This window comes from Pseudarthrobacter sp. NamE2, from assembly GCF_005796205.1.
Classification (GTDB): domain Bacteria; phylum Actinomycetota; class Actinomycetes; order Actinomycetales; family Micrococcaceae; genus Arthrobacter.
This window is the reverse complement of sequence record NZ_VAHN01000006.1, coordinates 164,480-180,579: the sequence shown is the minus strand read 5'-3', so window position 1 is coordinate 180,579 and position 16,100 is coordinate 164,480. Positions and strand designations below refer to the sequence as shown.

16 protein-coding genes are annotated in these 16,100 nt (G+C 62.3%); 11 read left to right on the top strand and 5 right to left on the bottom strand.

What is annotated here, in order from left to right; translation table 11 throughout:
• Positions 1–13 precede the first annotated feature (13 nt).
• Positions 14–787, bottom strand: coding sequence for a GAF and ANTAR domain-containing protein (locus tag FDW83_RS09455; RefSeq protein WP_171027515.1), 774 nt, complete (start codon positions 785–787; stop codon positions 14–16).
• A 729-nt stretch (positions 788–1,516) separates the two neighbouring features.
• Between FDW83_RS09455 and FDW83_RS19480 the strand changes: the two genes are divergently transcribed.
• From FDW83_RS19480 to FDW83_RS19140, 6 genes are all read left to right on the top strand, one after another.
• Positions 1,517–1,921 carry a glycosyl hydrolase gene (locus FDW83_RS19480; RefSeq protein WP_240720930.1) on the top strand — a complete coding sequence of 135 codons (405 nt, stop codon included), beginning with the start codon at positions 1,517–1,519 and terminating at the stop codon, positions 1,919–1,921.
• A 2-nt stretch (positions 1,922–1,923) separates the two neighbouring features.
• A complete protein-coding gene (locus FDW83_RS19475; RefSeq protein WP_240720929.1) occupies positions 1,924–2,454 on the top strand; it encodes a hypothetical protein in 531 nt (176 codons plus the stop codon).
• Positions 2,455–2,524: 70 nt separating this feature from the next.
• Positions 2,525–2,707: a hypothetical protein gene (locus tag FDW83_RS09445; RefSeq protein ID WP_138137783.1), complete on the top strand. Its 183-nt coding sequence runs from the start codon at positions 2,525–2,527 to the stop codon at positions 2,705–2,707.
• A gap of 186 nt (positions 2,708–2,893) precedes the next feature.
• Positions 2,894–3,682 carry a DUF2382 domain-containing protein gene (locus tag FDW83_RS09440; RefSeq protein WP_138137781.1) on the top strand — a complete coding sequence of 263 codons (789 nt, stop codon included), beginning with the start codon at positions 2,894–2,896 and terminating at the stop codon, positions 3,680–3,682.
• A 113-nt stretch (positions 3,683–3,795) separates the two neighbouring features.
• Complete coding sequence (locus FDW83_RS09435; protein ID WP_138137779.1) at positions 3,796–4,512, top strand: SOS response-associated peptidase; 717 nt, start codon at positions 3,796–3,798, stop codon at positions 4,510–4,512.
• Positions 4,513–4,521: 9 nt separating this feature from the next.
• Positions 4,522–4,668 (top strand): hypothetical protein, encoded by a 147-nt coding sequence (locus FDW83_RS19140; RefSeq protein ID WP_171027498.1) that lies wholly within the window; start codon positions 4,522–4,524, stop codon positions 4,666–4,668.
• On the opposite strand, the gene FDW83_RS09430 is transcribed toward FDW83_RS19140, so the two are convergent.
• Complete coding sequence (locus FDW83_RS09430) at positions 4,665–5,567, bottom strand: ATP-dependent DNA ligase (protein ID WP_138137777.1); 903 nt, start codon at positions 5,565–5,567, stop codon at positions 4,665–4,667. The genes FDW83_RS19140 and FDW83_RS09430 overlap by 4 nt on opposite strands.
• A gap of 45 nt (positions 5,568–5,612) precedes the next feature.
• Between FDW83_RS09430 and FDW83_RS09425 the strand changes: the two genes are divergently transcribed.
• Positions 5,613–6,776, top strand: a complete 1,164-nt coding sequence (locus tag FDW83_RS09425; RefSeq protein WP_205754664.1) for a site-specific integrase — start codon at positions 5,613–5,615, stop codon at positions 6,774–6,776.
• Complete coding sequence (locus FDW83_RS09420; RefSeq protein WP_138137775.1) at positions 6,773–9,334, top strand: site-specific integrase; 2,562 nt, start codon at positions 6,773–6,775, stop codon at positions 9,332–9,334. Before FDW83_RS09425 ends, FDW83_RS09420 begins: the two co-directional genes overlap by 4 nt.
• On the opposite strand, the gene FDW83_RS09415 is transcribed toward FDW83_RS09420, so the two are convergent.
• From FDW83_RS09415 to FDW83_RS19135, 3 genes are all read right to left on the bottom strand, one after another.
• A complete protein-coding gene (locus FDW83_RS09415) occupies positions 9,223–10,266 on the bottom strand; it encodes an ATP-dependent DNA ligase (RefSeq protein WP_138137773.1) in 1,044 nt (347 codons plus the stop codon). The genes FDW83_RS09420 and FDW83_RS09415 overlap by 112 nt on opposite strands.
• 98 nt (positions 10,267–10,364) lie before the next feature.
• Positions 10,365–11,099 carry a TIGR02391 family protein gene (locus FDW83_RS09410; protein ID WP_138137771.1) on the bottom strand — a complete coding sequence of 245 codons (735 nt, stop codon included), beginning with the start codon at positions 11,097–11,099 and terminating at the stop codon, positions 10,365–10,367.
• Between the two features lie 1,062 nt (positions 11,100–12,161).
• Positions 12,162–12,314 carry a hypothetical protein gene (locus tag FDW83_RS19135; RefSeq protein WP_171027514.1) on the bottom strand — a complete coding sequence of 51 codons (153 nt, stop codon included), beginning with the start codon at positions 12,312–12,314 and terminating at the stop codon, positions 12,162–12,164.
• Positions 12,315–12,539: 225 nt separating this feature from the next.
• Between FDW83_RS19135 and FDW83_RS09400 the strand changes: the two genes are divergently transcribed.
• The 3 genes from FDW83_RS09400 to FDW83_RS09390 all read left to right on the top strand — a co-directional run bounded on the left by FDW83_RS09400 (position 12,540) and on the right by FDW83_RS09390 (position 16,064).
• Positions 12,540–12,890: a hypothetical protein gene (locus FDW83_RS09400; RefSeq protein ID WP_138137769.1), complete on the top strand. Its 351-nt coding sequence runs from the start codon at positions 12,540–12,542 to the stop codon at positions 12,888–12,890.
• A gap of 593 nt (positions 12,891–13,483) precedes the next feature.
• Positions 13,484–14,497 carry a DUF4192 domain-containing protein gene (locus FDW83_RS09395; RefSeq protein ID WP_138137767.1) on the top strand — a complete coding sequence of 338 codons (1,014 nt, stop codon included), beginning with the start codon at positions 13,484–13,486 and terminating at the stop codon, positions 14,495–14,497.
• 502 nt (positions 14,498–14,999) lie between these two features.
• On the top strand, positions 15,000–16,064 hold the full coding sequence (locus tag FDW83_RS09390; RefSeq protein ID WP_138137766.1) for an IS110 family transposase: 1,065 nt from the start codon (positions 15,000–15,002) through the stop codon (positions 16,062–16,064).
• The last annotated feature ends 36 nt before the right edge of the window (positions 16,065–16,100 follow it).

Genomic DNA, 16,100 nt, shown 5'->3' with positions numbered 1-16,100 from the left:
CGGGCAGGAGACTTCATGACTGGAATCGGGTGGAGGCCGGCCCGCCCGGGACGTTCGCCAGGATGGTCTCAGCAATCACCCGGACTTTGATGTTTCGGTGGCTTGAGGCCTTGGCGATGATCTGAAAAGCCTCCTCGTACGAGCACCTGCTTTGCGCCATGATCACACCGCACGCAGCATCGATCATGGTCCGGCTTTCCAGTGCCGCATGCAACTGATCAGCAGCGGCCCGGGTTGTCCTGAATTCTTCGGCCATCACATAGCTTCGGCCTGCCCTGTCACCAAAGTCTGTGAGGGCGGTAAGGACGGACCCAGTGAACACGTCATCCCCGCCGGCCATGAGCGTCAGGGCCCCGGAACATCCGGGTTCCAGGGTCAACGGCACCGACGCTATGGACCGGTAGCCCGCTTCCTGGAGAAAACGCCAATAATTCGGCCACCGCGGCTCGGCCGAGTAGTTATTGGCAATGACCGCAGGGTTCCCGGCAAGTGCCTGGGTCACTGGACCGTGGCCGCTGTCCTGGTCAACCTGGGCCAGTGCCAGGGCGGAGTCGCTGGTACCCACAGTCAATGGCCGCCGCTTAGGGCGGGGGAGCGAGACGGTGCAGTCAAGGGCACATCCGGCTACCTCAGCCACTTCGGCGGCCGCCGCTTGAGCCAGCAGGGTCAGGGAGGCTTCGCTGGTGTCTGCCCTGATGTCCAAAAGAACATCGGGTGACGCTGCACCTACCAGGTCCGAAGCCGCATCGCGGGTTTCCGTTTCCCTGACGGTTCCCCTGCCAGGCATGTGGATGGGTTTGTGGGCTTGTGCTGATGTTGGGGCCGGTGACTGCCCGCGGTACCGCGCTGTACTGCTGCCGCCGTCACCGGCCCCCGTCTGATGGTGTACGGCTCTGCGCGCCCGCAGTTCCAAGCCCATACCCTGTCCCCCCTGACAGCCCGAAAACACACGAAAGCCCCCTGGGAAGCCTTTTCACGACCCTACGGGAAGGGGGAAGGAGAGCACCCGAGTAGTGAGTACTCGAATTTCTCAGCGTCCGCGCGAGACGATGCCCCGGGAGCACTGGCTCCCGCTTCCGTTCCGAGGCTCCTGCCTCCGGTACTGGAGGGTCACAGGCATGCTTACGATGGGTGTAACTGCAGGTCAGAAGGGTGTCGTTGTGGGGGAAGCTCCTGAAGGGAGCCGCCGGGTCCGGCGCGAGAATTTATCAGAAATCATCAGGGCCTTCGCCCTTCCCGTTGTCATTGGTCTAATCGCGGCCGGCGTCGGAGCAGCTGGTATCTACAGCAGCACGGCGGACGAACGGCGGAAGGATGAACGGACACAGGCATCAGTGGCGGTGACCCCGTCGCTGCCAAGGTGCCAGGTGCTGGGGCGTGAGTCCCTTGCTCCCGCTGAGGGTGCGCTGTTTGGGGTGAACCTGGACTGGCATGCCAAACCCCTCGCCACCTATGCCAAAGACCTGGGCCAAAAACCCGCGGTGAGCGTCTCCTTCACCGGTTTTCCGCGACACCGTTGGAAGAGGGCGATCTGCAACGGGCGGTTCAGCAGATCCGGGTCGACGGGCACATGCTGCTGCTGACCCTGGAACCTGCCAACGGACTGGGCACTGTCACCCCCGAAACTGCTGAGGCTTTGGCCAAGCTCCTGTCCGAGTTCAACGAAGACGGGGTCCCGGTCATCGTCCGGTTCGCCCATGAGATGAACGGCTCCTGGTACGCCTGGTCCCAGCAGCCCGAGGCTTACATTTCCGCGTTCCGCACCCTCGCCGCGGCGATCCATGCCTACGCTCCGGGGTCAGCGATGATGTGGGCGCCGAACTACGGCGGCGGCTACCCGTTCGCCGGCGGTGCGTTCGAAGCCAAAAACCCGGCACCGCAGCGTTCACCGCCCTGGACACCGACGGTGACGGTGCGTTGACGATGAACGATGACGCCTACGCCCCGTACTATCCCGGGGACGATGCGGTGGATTGGGTGGGAATGTCCCTGTACCACTGGGGAAGCGACTACCCGTGGGGCGAAAACGAACTGCCCGAACCGGACAAGTTCGCTGACCAGCTCACCGGCACCTACGCCGGAGCTAACGGTGATGACAGCGCACTGCCGGACTTCTACCAGATCTACGGGGAACAGCACCGCAAGCCCGTGGCCATCCCCGAAACCGCAGCCCTCTTCTCCCCCGGCACCGGAGGCGAGCCCGAACTGGCCATCAAGGAAGCATGGTGGGAGCAGCTGTTCAAACCCGGAACTGTCCAGCAGTTCCCGCAGCTGAAAATGATCAACTGGTTCGAATGGGACAAGAATGAGGTCGAAGTCCAGGGCAGGGTGGACTGGACCGTCACGAACACCCCGGCGGTGAAGGAAGCGTTCATCGCCGCGCTGCCGGGCTGGCTCCGCTACGCATCCGACCAGCCCTGCGAGTCCCCACACGAAAAGGGTTCCGGGCAGTAACAGCGTCCAAGTGCGCCACAGCCGTCCCCGCCGTCCGGTAGCCTCTAGTTCCCGCTGGAAGGAAATGCTCGTGCAGCTCACGGCCTACATCATCACAGCTGCCGACCAGCAGCTGGTTCTGGGAGTTGTTGAACTGCCCGGACTCAGGGCTGTGGCGCGGAACGTGGGCGAAATCCTCGACGTCGTGCAAACCGCGGCCGCGCAGCACACTGGCAGATCCCGTGCTGAGTTCACCGTCGACGTCGAGTTCTAGGCTGTATCCGCTGCGCCTCCGGTCCTCTTGAAACCGGGCCAAACATGGCCCCTGTATGCCTGGCATCGACACAGGACTGCCCGGATGCCGACCAAGGTGCCTTGCCAGAACGATAGTAAGCGTGCTTAGTATTGGTCTTGGGGGAAGCCAAAAGGCCTCAGAAAAACCAATCCAAGGAGACGGTACATGTTCGCCAAGGAAAACATTGACACCCTGCTCAACGCCGACGGCAACGTCCTGAGCGCTGATGGGGACAAGATTGGTTCCATCGGCCAGGTCTACGCCGATGATGAGACGGGCCAGCCCACCTTCGTCACGGTGAAAACCGGGCTCTTCGGCACGTCCGAATCGTTCGTTCCGCTTGAAGGAGCACGGACCGAGGGCAATGACATCGTTGTTCCCTACAGCAAGGACCAGGTCAAGGACGCACCCCGCGTCGCCGAAGACGGCCACCTCGAACCGGCTGAAGAAGACCGGCTGTACGCCCACTACAACCTCGGTGGCGGCACCTCATACACCGGCACCACCTCCGGGACCGGCACAGCCGACACCGGCGAACGGGCCGGCACGGTCGGACACGACACCTCCGGTCCCAACACCGATGACGCCATGACCCGCTCCGAAGAGCAGCTCCACGTCGGAACGGAAAAGCAGGCCGCTGGCCGGGCCAGGCTTCGCAAGTACGTCACCACCGAGAACGTCACCACGACGGTTCCCGTGCAGCGCGAAGAAGTCAGAATCGAACGCGAACCCATCACTGACGCGAACATCGGTGCGGCGATGGACGGTCCGGCGATCAGTGAAGAAGAACACGAGGTCGTCCTCCATGAAGAACGACCCGTCGTCGAGAAGGAAGCCGTCCCGGTCGAACGGGTTCGTCTGGACAAGGACACCGTGACCGAGAACGTCACCGTCAACGAGGAAGTCCGCAAGGAAAACATCGATACCGACGGAATCGACGACACCCGCCGCTAACCATGCTCTGGTTCAAAGGCCCGGACGAGCCGTCCGGGCCTTTGGCCTGCCCGTAGGGGAAGCATCACCAGGACAGGTCGGGTGCTGTCGCCCTTGTCGGGCAGAATGGCTTCATGTGCGGCAGATACGTGATGTCCAAAGCCACGGGCGATCTTTTGAGCCACTTTGAGGCCAAGGAGGTCGAGGGCAGCCCGCCACCGCCGAGCTGGAACGTGGCACCTACCCAGAGTGTGCCGATCGTTGCTGAACGCCTGGATGAAGGGACCATTGACCGGCATTTGCTGATAGCCCGCTGGGGCTTGGTCCCGTCCTGGGCGAAGGACATCAAGATCGGCTCCAGGCTGATCAACGCCCGCAGTGAGTCCATCCTGGAGAAACCGTCCTTCCGAAAGGCCGCTGCGAAGCGCCGCGCCATCGTCCCGGCCGAGGGCTATTACGAGTGGCAAAAGACCGAGGACGGGAAGAAGATCCCGAACTACCTGTACTCCGAGAAGGAGCCGTTGCTGGGCTTCGCCGGGCTGTACGAGTGGTGGGCCGACCCCGCTCTGCCCGAAGACGACCCGGAGAGGTGGCTGCTGAGCTGCACCGTGCTCACTACGACGACGCAGGACGCGTTGGGGCACGTCCATGACCGGTCTCCCGTCATCATCCCGCGGGACCGCTTCGCGGAGTGGCTGGACCCGGACCTGACCGCCAAGGACGACATCCAACACCTGCTGGACTCCCTGCCGGAGCCGACCCTGACGCCAAGGATTGTCAGCCCTCGGGTCAACAGCGTGAGGAACAACGGGCCGGAACTCATCGAGCCCGCGGAACCTGCAGCCACATAGGCTCAGGGGGTGATACTCACCGGCACCATCACTCACCCGGACGGCAGCTACGGGCACCTCGAGGCAGAAGGCGACACCTACGAAGAAGCACGGGAAAACCTCTACGCGCTCCTCGAAGAGAGCCAAAACCCCATAACAATCCGCACGGACCGCTAACCTGCCTGAAGCCGGTCCGGCAGGACGACATCGGCAGGGGACAGTTCCGGCCGTGCCCGGAGCACCCGCAGCGGATGCCGGAAGGACCTCCCAGACCAGGCAGTGTCGGCGGAAACCTCAACAACCACGGGTTCCACGAGTGTCAGGGCCACGGGCTCCTTGTCCCGGTTGAACCTGTCCAGGGCCGTACCTTTGATGGTGGCCGGCCACGGATGCTCACCTTTTGGTGGATGAAGCCACCGCGCCAGTTCCCGGCTCTCCCTCGTCTTCAGTGGCGTGGACCGGCCAACGATCCGCAGCTCGCCATCCAGGACGAGGCCGGCGACGACTTCTGAGGGTTGGGTGATCGGCCCGATCACAGCCGCGCAGATGATTTCCAGGGTTTCCCTGTGTTTGAGCTTCAGCCAGGACCGGACGCCAGGGGTGTATGGCTGGTTTGTCCCTTTGATGACCAGCCCTTCGATACCGGTGCGCGGCATGTCTTCCAGCCATTGTTGGGCCACGTCCCGGTCGGTGGTGGCGGGGGAGAGGGACAGCGGCGGTTCCCAGCCGGCTGCCAGTTCTTCCAGAAGTGCCCGCCGGTCGCTGAGCGGCAGGTCCCGGGCGTCGTGCCCGGCGACGGCCAGGACATCGAACGCTGCGTAGCTGGCCGGCGTCGCGGCGACCAGCCCGGGGAGGGTTTTTGGTCCGGCGCCCAGGCGTTGCTGCAGGGCGGTGAAGTTCAGCCGGCCCTGTGTCCAGATCACGGCTTCGCCGTCGATCACGCATCCCGGGGGAACGGCCGAAGCGACCGCAGCCGACAGTTCAGGGAAGTACCCGGTAAGATCCTTCCCTTGCCGGGACCACAGCGTGGCCCCCCGGTCGCCCGTTACGGCAACACATCGGCATGTTAACTGCACCTTGTGTTGGTCTCTTGGAAACCCTCATCAGGAAGGCTGGAACCTGTGACAGGCAATATGGGCAAGGTGATGAAGGCAGATGCTGGTCTTCCGTACAGGCTGATTTTCCCGGACACGGAACACTTGGCTGCTTCGTCGTTCCTGCGTGACCTGTCGGCTTCCGACTGTTCTCCTGCCACCTTGCGCAGTTATGCCTATGACTTGTTGCGCTGGTTCCGATTTCTTCATGACCGGTTCGTGCCTTGGGAACGGGCTGAACGACTCGATGTCAGGGCGTTGGTAGAACACATGCGGGCTTCCCCCACAGCTAACAGTCTGCGAAGGGGGAGCGATCAGACCGTCACTACCAATGCTGTGACCCGAAAACGAGGACCAGGGACCACGTTCTCAGCCAATTCCATCAATCATCAGCTCACGGTCTTATCCAGTTTTTACGACTTCGCCCTCGAGATGAATCTGGGTCCACTGGTTAATCCGGTGCCCCGGCAGCGGGTCTCGGGGGCAAGGGTTTACGCGCATCACAACCCAATGGAGCAGTTTCGGCCGAGCCGGCGGGGGACATACCGGCAACGTGTTCCAAAACCAGCCTGGCGGGGCATTCCGGACGCCGCTATGGCGTCTATCTTCAACGGACTGACGAGTCATCGGGACAGGGCCATGTTGTCCTTTTGGCTTAGCAGCGGTGCCCGCGCGGAGGAACTGCTGGGCTTGCGCCACGGGGATTACGATTTCGGGGAACACACGCTGGTGGTGACGAGCAAGGGAACCCGCAATCGCGATCTCATTCCTGCCAGCGCTGATGCTTTCGTGTGGTTAGCGCTGTACATGCGCGAAGGTCAGCCGGCCTCTCCCGGGGACCGCGTCTGGTGGACGCTGCACCCCAAGAACCGGCGACCGCTTGAGTACGCGGCCGCGCGGCAGATGTTTGCCAGAGCGCAGAAAAAGTTGGGGTCGAACTGGACCCTCCACGATCTGCGGCACACGGCCGCGGAGCGGATGATCGCCGATCCCGCCTTCACTCTTGTCGACGTGCAAACCGTGCTTCGCCACGTAAACGTCACGACAACAAGCATCTACACCCAGCCCCGGATGGAAGACGTGTTGCAGAAAGTCCTGGAGCACTACGCCAGACCTCCGCAAGAGGCGCCGGGCATCGAACCGGAGTACGACGGCGCGGCGTTGCGCGAACTGCTGGGGCTGCAGGAATGACCGGCGAAGCCGTTAGGCAGGACTTGCGGTCCCCGGCCCAGGTCGCCGCAGCCCAGACCTCTGCCCGGGTCAACGAGTTGCGGCTGCAGGCGGACAGTACTTTTACGGCACGGAATAAGGCAATGCCCCGTCCAGCGTACGACGCCGGCATTCTGGGTCCGCAGGACGAACATTGGGAGTTCCGGCATCTCCAGTCGCTTGGAGCTGAGGAAACCCTCGCATGGGTTGATAGCTGTAACGGCGCCTACGGGAGGAGTCCAAAGCGTGCAAGATCCACCAGCCGTGCTACCCGCGACGTTTTGGAATGGCTGCTGCTCTTTCCGGGGGAGACATGGGAAGAACGCTGGTTCGCGTCCGGGCTGGACCAGTCGCCGAGAACTGGCCTGAGTGGACTCAGTGAACGACTGGAACGACCGAGGAAGGAGATTAGCCTGGGCATTACGAGCATCGTTCGGGCCCGGCTCGTCCGCCCATCCTATGAGTGGATGTTCTCTTCGAAGCAGTGGAACCTCAGCCAGGGAGCTGTCAGCTTCCTCGACGCTGCCGAACCAGTGGAGACGCCGCGCATGCGTAGCCTTCCCCAATACATGGCCGCGCATCACCTCGTGCGCCGCAACGCTGAGAACGCCATTGCAAGGGTGATGGTGAGAACGGGCAAACGTTTGGGTCAGCTGACCGGAGAAGACATCCTGGCATATTCACACACCGCTCGTACCAGCACCCGGCACGCGAAAGAGCACCTGGCATGGGAACTGCTTGTTAGTCTCGGGCCCCTCGCCGGAGAACCCGCGACGCTGCGGGCAGCCTGGCACGCAAACGTGGTGAACCGCAGACACACCGTTGAAACTTTGGTACGACGGTACGGGATTCCGGAATCAGGAGTCAGGAACCTGCTCATCGATTACCTCGAAGAGCTCAAACCCAGCATGGATTACGGCTCGCTCGAAAGCCTTTCCTACAGACTGATCCGGCTTTTTTGGGCCGAGGTACTCGACATCAACCCCGCCCAGCAGAACCTGCATCTTGCTCCTGACGTCGCTGTTAAATGGCGCGAGCGTGTCAAGACCACGTTGGAGGGAACACCACGCAACGAAACAGCCTCAACGTTCTTCGCCGTAAGGGCCCTCTACCGGGACATCGCCGAGTGGTCGCACGAGCAACCCGAGCGCTGGGCCATCTGGGTTGCACCAATTCCACTTCCACGCGCCGAATCCAAGGCCTCCTCCAAGCGCCGACGCCAAGTCGAGGCACGCATGCAGCAACGCACCCGATCCCTCACACCTCTCTTGCCGGCATTCATGCGCTCCGCAGAGGACCTGAAGGAAAAAGGCCACCGGCTACTCGAACGCACTGTGGCAGCCACACATCTGGAGACCTACGCCGTTGACGGGGTGACCTATCGGCGCCACGACCCGCCCGTTCGGACCAAGGCGAACACTCGCGCCAGGATTTGGGCGGAGGTGATAAGCGCCGAGGCAGGTTCCAGACCACCTGTCCCTGTGGGGAAACGAGCCGACGTCACCTCTGTCGAGGCCGACAGCTTTTGGGGCTGGGCGGTGGCGTCAACCCTGAAGGAAACCGGCGTCAGGATCGAAGAATTACTGGAGCTGACCCAACTGTCGCTCCGCCATTATGTGGCCCCCACGACCAACACCATCGTGCCGCTCCTGCACATCGTGCCGTCCAAGACTGACCAGGAGCGACTAATCCCCATGTCCCCTGAACTGGTCAAGATCCTTGTCGATGTTCAACGGCGGGCCCGCGGCACTGGCCAAGCCGTGCCACTGTCCACTCGATACGATCCCAACGACAAAACCTTCAGCGAACGCCTGCCTCACCTATTCGCCCGGCTGGTCGGGCCCACCCAAAACGTTCTGTCTAACCACTACGTTCGGAAGCTACTAATAGGTATCGCCTCCCACGCAGGACTCAGCGATGGGGGCATGCCCGTGACTTTCACACCCCACGATTTTCGACGGCTCTTCGCCACCGAGCTCGTAGACTCGGGCCTACCTCTGCATATCGTCTCCACCCTCCTTGGACACCTGAACCTGGAAACCACCCGCGGCTACACGGCAGTGTTCCCCGAGCACGTCATCCAGGCCCACCACGCCTTTATTGAACGCCGCAGACAAACCCGTCCCGGCCATGAACTGCGCACGGCATCATCGGAGGAGTGGCAAGAGTTCGAACAACATTTCCTCCTGCGCCGGGTCGCTCTGGGGACCTGTCACCGGCCCTACGCCACCCCCTGCGTGCACGAACACGCCTGCATCAAGTGCCGCTTCCTGCAGGTCGACCCCGCACAAGCAGGACGTGTAGAGGACATGACCGCGAACGCCGAAGCTCGCCTGGACGAAGCCCGGAAGCACCAGTGGCTGGGCGAGGTCAAAGCCCTCGAGGAGAACCTGGTCCACCTTCGTCGCCGACGCAACGAAATGCTGGATCACCCTGGCCTGTCCGTGTCACCGACGGTCAGGCTTGAGGGGAGCCCGACGTCAATGGGGTCCAGCTCGGGACGTACTCTCCGGAATCTCAGTGAATGCCGAAACGACTGACCGGACCAGGCAGCATCGGCTAGCACCTCGACCACGACGGGCTCAACGAGAGTCAGCCCAGTAGGGGAGGCGTCACGGTTGAACCTGTCCAGCGTTGTTCCTTTCACCACTGGCGGCCAAGGGTGAGGCCCTTCAGGTGTCCGTAGCCAGCGGGAAAGCGCCTTACTGTCAGCGGCTTTTAGGGTGGAGCTGCGGCCGACAATACGCAGCTCGCCGTCAATAGGCAGGCCGGCCACCATTTCGGTCGGCCTCTCCATCGGGCCGACAACGGCAGCGCAAACGACGTCCAGCTCTGAGACGTGCTTGGCCTTAAGCCAAATCCGTTTCCCGCCTGTGTAGGTCTGGATGCTGCTCTTGGCCACAAGCCCTTCCATCCCGGCCCCGGCGAGGCCCTCAAACCACTGCCGGGCGAGCTCCCGGTCGGTGGTCTGGGGCGATAACGAAAACGGGGGAGCCCACAGCGTTGCCAGCTCTTCCAAAAGGACCCGACGATCCGCCAGTGGCAAGGCCCTGGCATCCTGCCCAGCCACGCCGAGAATATCGAAGCCCACGAAGTTGGCTGGCAGTTCGGCGGCCGCGGACCGCAGTGCCGGCCCACCTGCTGATAACCTGCGTTGGAGGGCCTCAAAATTCAACCTCCCCTCCGACCACACCACGGCTTCCCCATCAACCACGAAGCCGGTGGGAAGCATTAGACCTGCCGCCTCCGCTAAATCTGGAAAGTACCGGGTCAGATTTTTGCCCTGGCGTGACCACAAGCTCACGCCGTCTCGGTCGCGGAAGATCAGAACACGGTAGCCGTCGAACTTCGGTTCGAAGAGCATCTGACCGGGTAGAGCAGCAGGCGCCGGAATGCCCTTCACGGCCTTCGCCAACACCACCTCCAGTGGCGGGCGAAGCGTCGACGGGAGGGCTTCACCAGAGCGATCCATGACCCAACACTAGGCCCCTGTAAGTGAAAGTCGTCTCTGTCTCCTTGTTCAGCCGTGGAACCGAGAGCAGCACCCGATAAAGGATCACGATCCGAAGCTTATATCCGGTGGACTTTTGCTTGGTCGATCCAACGAGCCAGCAAGCTGAAGGCTGCCAGTTGTTCTAAGGCAAGCTGCTCCTCGCCGCCGTGACTTTCCTGTGGCTTATGCATGCCAGGATTACGGATAGCTGTATAAAGCCCATCCGCGAAAGATCGAGCGCCCCGGTGAAGGTTCTGATACGTCTTACCCCCGTCATCTTCTGTCAGCCTGAGTCGCGGCGCGCCTTCCTTTGGCGCATCCATTGAAAACGCCTCATTGAACAGCGCTGTCTCAGAGACATCCATGCGCCCCATCTTCGCTTGCGTCTCGGCGTTGACACGGATAGCGGCCTGCATCACGGCCTGATGATAATGCCCTGTGTTCCAGTAGGATCGCCCGTTTTCCCAAGCCCAGGGGTGAAGATTGGCCGCGTCCATGTCCGGAGCGTTATCCCCTAGGTTTTCAGCGAGCTCTGCTGCCCTTTGCATCGCGGCTTTGGCTCTTGAGGCTTGGTCTCGGAGCCAAGCAAATTTCGCGTCCTTCTCTGGCCGATCCTGTCTCCAACCGGGGAGAACACGATCAAGTATTTGTTCCACAACATGCGCACGCTGGGACGCTTCAGTCTGCGATCCGCGCATGCGTGTTCCAAGCACTACGACTCCTCCGCCGCTGTTGTCGTAGCCGACCTGGTCAGTCATGCGTAGGAGCTGGTCGATTTCCTTGATTGCCCATTCATGGTTCAACTTGCTCATGCAAGCATCTTGCCCTGTCAGGCGGGTATCCCATCGAAGGCCAGCTTGCTCGTGCGAAAAAGTGCGCCACCCATAAGCCGATCCCTCAACGCGTGTTGGTTCCGCCCTTTTTATTGTGCTCGTAGGTGAGCTTTGCTACGTAACCGACGAAGAGCGCTCCGGGTATTGAAGCTATTCCTGGCTTATCCGGAAACAGAGTTGATAGCAGCAAGAATAGTGTGATGCTAGCCGCGAACCCGAGCGCGATCTTGAAGCTTGTTCTCATGTTCGAAGTGTAAATGTGCCGATCCATAACTTTCGTGATCCTGCCGGAAGCAGCTCCATGGTGAAGTTAGTTATCCGCCTCTAGCTCCGTAACGTGCGAAGCTCAACGTATGGGAAACCGGAGGAGCAACCGGATACGTTCGGCCATTTTGGCATTAGCTTTTATAGCCCTGCTAGTCGGGGTCGGCGTCGGCGTCGCCTTGCTCCAAGAGAATGGAATTATTGAGGACCCCGGACAGCTCATATGCGACTGGGCAATCCGTGGAAACTGCAGGCGCTGACCTGAGGCTGAGGTATTCGACGACTCAATCCGGTGCGACCGACATCTTTCTAGCAGGTGCGCCAGCGGCCTAGCTCGAAGGATTTCAGCTCTTCGTCCAGCTAGTTGTACTCAAGCTATGTCATGAGCCGGTCGCTTAGCTGACCCTTTGACCCTTGAAGGGTCCTCAACCGGCCGCGCCGTATGCGGCCGTCAGGGACGCCCCGGCGGTATGGCGTCTAATTCCCGAATTAACCGCCCGCAAGGCTGTCCCGAGAAGAGGCCATGAAGTTACACAATCGGATTGTCTTAAGCTCTTGGGATCTGAGGTGTTCGGCGGCAGTCCGAGAGGCCGCTGCTTGACAGTGTTCAGTGAATGTACCCGTCCCACTTGGGTTCAAACGACAGATTCCCGGGCAGTGCGTTATCCCGCGGCATTGTGTTGACGGCGCGGGCAAGCGCGACTTTTACCGGCGGGGCAAGCCCTGCCGGCAACCCGCTTCCTAGTCCCATGGCCCTACGCTACGGCAGGGCTGGGCTCAGTTGTCAGTGTCAGTGATGGCCTCCAGAAGCCACTGCTCAGAGAGGGGTTCGCGGCGCAGCTCGAAGGTCCGCAGTGGTGAGGCCGACCCGAGGCGGACCTGGACCCGCCAGTGTTCGATGTCGATGACGTTCCCGGCTCCTACGGGCACGTTCTGGCGGTTTTCCCACCAGGCCGGAGCAGGCGTTCACCAGTTGGAAGAACGGGCAGGCCCAAGGCCCGGCAGACCTGCCGGAGGCCGCCGCCGAACTGCCCAGCCGGTACCGGATGCCCTACGCCGTGCGGGACGCCGCCTAACCAGCACCGGCAACCCGCTGTACTTCCCGGCCACGGGCCGGGCAGTACAGCACCCCAACGACTTCAAAGGAGCCAGCACATGAGCAACGACACCAGCGCCCCCAGGGGCATCACCGCCCTGATCTACCGGGACGACCTGGGCACGGACTTCTCGAACCGGGGAATTTCCGCCCGCGTCATGGAAGTAACCGTCATCGGTGAGGGCATCGACCCGGTGTTCGAGGCCACGGAGGAACGTCCCGCCGTCCGGCTCGTGAAGAACGAGCACTTCCACCGCGAGACCGTGATCCACGCCGAGCCGATCACTCCGGCGGGAGAACCCGTCCCGTGGTACATGTTTGGCGGCACGTTCATCTTCAGCAGTGACGCCCGATTCCGCCGTGCAGCCGGACATTATGGAGCCGTCCCGCTGCACGACCGCCGCGAATAAGGCCGGGGGTGGCCGGTTCTTTTGGGGCCGGTCACCGCGGGCGGTCCGCCGTCGTGGCCGGCTTTCGCTGGTGGTCGCCGACGGCGGACCGCCAATCCCGCAGCAATCAGGTGCACGGCTGGCAGCCGCGGGCGGCAAGCCGCGGGTTGGTGGTGTCGTTGGGTTGTCCGTGGCCAAGGGGAAGGCAGGCTCGCTGGGCTCGCCCTGGTTTCCGCTGCGCTTCAACCAGTTGATGGGCGTCCGCTGGCGCGGCCGGCTGTTGGGTCCAGTGCCGGCTCCGCAGGGCTCCGCCGTCCCTTGCCCTGTGTGTCTACGACGTTTTTGGCTGCTGTCCTGACGGATTGTACGTGCACGCCCCAACCCGTCTAGCCCCCTCCGGGGGCCTGCGTGCCGAAAATTCTTCAGCCAGGGATCAACGCTCCGCGCCGATCCCGCAAGATTTTTCGGCCCTTGCCCGATGGGTAGACGGGCCGGTTCGGGCACAGCTCCGCAAGCTTCGCCAGCAGCCAAAAACAACGAGGGGGAGAGGGGAGCTGGCCGGTCACCTTTGGTCGCCCCACCACCCAACTTCTCGGCAAGAAGGAGCAACACCAATGAACGACTTCATTAAATTCACCGGCCCGGCCGACGTCCTGGCCTTTATCCCGCACACGCTGGGACAGACCCCCACGGAGTCCTTTGTCGCACTGACCATGCAGGGCAACAAGATTGGCGCGACCCTGCGCGTGGATGCCCCGTTTGGACAGGAGCCGGTTGGCTTCGCGCAAACCGTCGTCAGCTACCTGACCGCTGATGAGGCCGCCACCGGCAGCCTGCTGGTTATCTACACCGATGAGAGCACCACCGATGGCAGCCGCCCCTTTGCCGGGCAAGTGCAGGCATTGCGCACCGAACTCGAAACTGCCGGGATGCCGCTGCAGGACGCATGGTTGGTGACCTCGAAGCTGTGGCGGAACTACCTGTGCGCGGACACCAGCTGCTGCCCTGATGAGTCGCTGGACTCGATCACCACCAGCAACGGCAACGCCGCCCTGATCTACCGGGGGAGCGCCGTGACCGGCTTCATCGCACCGGCACCGTTCACCGGGGACGAGGCAGCACGCGAGGCGATCGCCGCGCACAAGCCCGACGGCTGGCCCGAAGACCTCGAAGCCAGCCGTGCTGCCTGGGCCAAGGTGCTGGATGACCCCCAGAGCCTGACGACCGAAACCGCGCACCAGCTGGCAGGAGCGTTGCAGCACCCCACCATCCGGGACTACATGATGGGCGACATCGTCCCGCACGCGCCGGAGCAGTTCACCTCCGTCATGCTCGGTGTCTTCCTTGCCCGCCCGGACTGGGCGCGCGTGGACATGGCGCAGGAAGTCGCGTTCGAGCTGATGAAAGCCACTCCGGAAGGCCAGCGCGCCCCCATGTTGTGCCTGATCGGTTGGCTGGAATGGCTCAAAGGACAATCCAGTTTCGCTGCCCGGTACTTCAAGCTCGCGCTGGAGGACACCGCCGGGTACCGGCTGGCGGAACTGCTGAGCGAACTGGTCAACCGCGGCCTGCTGGCAGACTGCAGCCGGGACCCGAAAAAGGCCTATGACCGCCGCCTGAAGCGCTAGCCTCGACAAGGCCGGACTCCACTACAAAAGGGGTCCGGCCCGTGTCGCGGGATCTTCCACAGGTGCGCGGCGGCCTCCCCCGCTTCGCACTGAGGAGAATGAGAGGGTGGCAGGGGAGCAGTTCCTGACTTCCCCGCATCGTGACGATGGACGCAGTTGCTGTGTGTTTCTGTCTAGGAGGAGATCTGTCGGTACGGCTCGCTTGCTACACACTTTTGGCTCCGTGTGAGCGCGTCGCACTTCGCGAGTGGTGCCAGCTGGTCAACATTAGACCGTGGCAGGGAGTGGTTCCTGACTTGCCCGCTGCGTGACGAACCGCAGTAATGCGCGAACTGTCTATGCGGAGATCTGTCGGTTCCACTTCCCTGTCACTCACTTAGGGCGACCGGGCCGGACGGAGTCGTGACTTGATAGGAACGTGCAGCTTAGCTTTTCAGTGCTTTGTCCGCCCGGCCCGGTCAATCGTGCTCGCCAATCTCAACCTCGACAGGAATGAGCAGGCATGACTCTTACAACGACACACCCCGTTAGGGCTGTAACCGTCGGAGTAGACACTCACCAGCTGGTCCACCATGCCGCGGCAGTCGACCAGGACGGGCGGATGCTCGGGGACCGGAAATTCCCTTCGACCCGCGACGGCTACCAACAACTGTTGGACTGGGCGGCAAGCTTCGGCATCATCAACGCCTTCGGCGTCGAATGCACCGGCTCCTACGGCGCCGGGCTGACCCGGCACTTGAAAGCCGCCGGCATCGATGTCGTGGAGGTCAACCGTGGCCACTCCCAAGTGCGGCACCGTGTCGGTAAGAGTGACGCCGTCGACGCTGAAGCTGCCGCCCGCAAGGTCCTTTCCGGTGAATGCTCAGAGCCGGCGAAGGACACCACCGGAGCGGTGGAAGCCATCCGCAATCTTCACCTGGTCAGAGACTCTGCAGTCAAGGCCCGCAGCGCGGCTTGTGTCCAGCTGCGCGATGTTCTGCTCACCGCACCGGATCATCTCAGGACCAGACTGACCGCCAAAACTCTCGAGGGTAAAGCCACTCAAGCCCGCGCCCTGCGGCCGGACCTGAGCCGAATCCATGAACCCGAGCAGGCTGTGAAGTATGCGCTCCGAGAGCTCGGCCGCAGGATTTACGATCTCACGGCTGAGATTAACGAACTGGACAAGCATCTGACCCAGCTGGTTTCCTCTGTGGCGCCGAACACCCTGGCGCTGCCCCAAGTAGGCCCCGTCAGTGTCGCCCAACTGCTCATAACCGCCGGCGAGAACTTTGACCGCTTCCGCAACGAAGCAGCCTTCGCCCGGCTCTGCGGAGTCGCGCCAATACCTGTCTCGTCGGGAAAATCGCACCGTATGCGCCTCCACCGAGGAGGAAATCGCCAAGCCAACAGGGTCATCTACCTCATCGCCATCTGCCGCCTCCGCTACGACACCAGGTCCCAGGCCTACCGCGACCGCAAACGAGCACAAGGGCACTCGCCCGCAGATGCCATACGCTGCCTCAAACGCTTCATCGCCAGAGAGATCTACTACAGCCTCAAAAGAGACCTCTGCGGGGTGGGATAAAAGTACCAGGGGCACCCGCTGGCCGGTACATTGGGC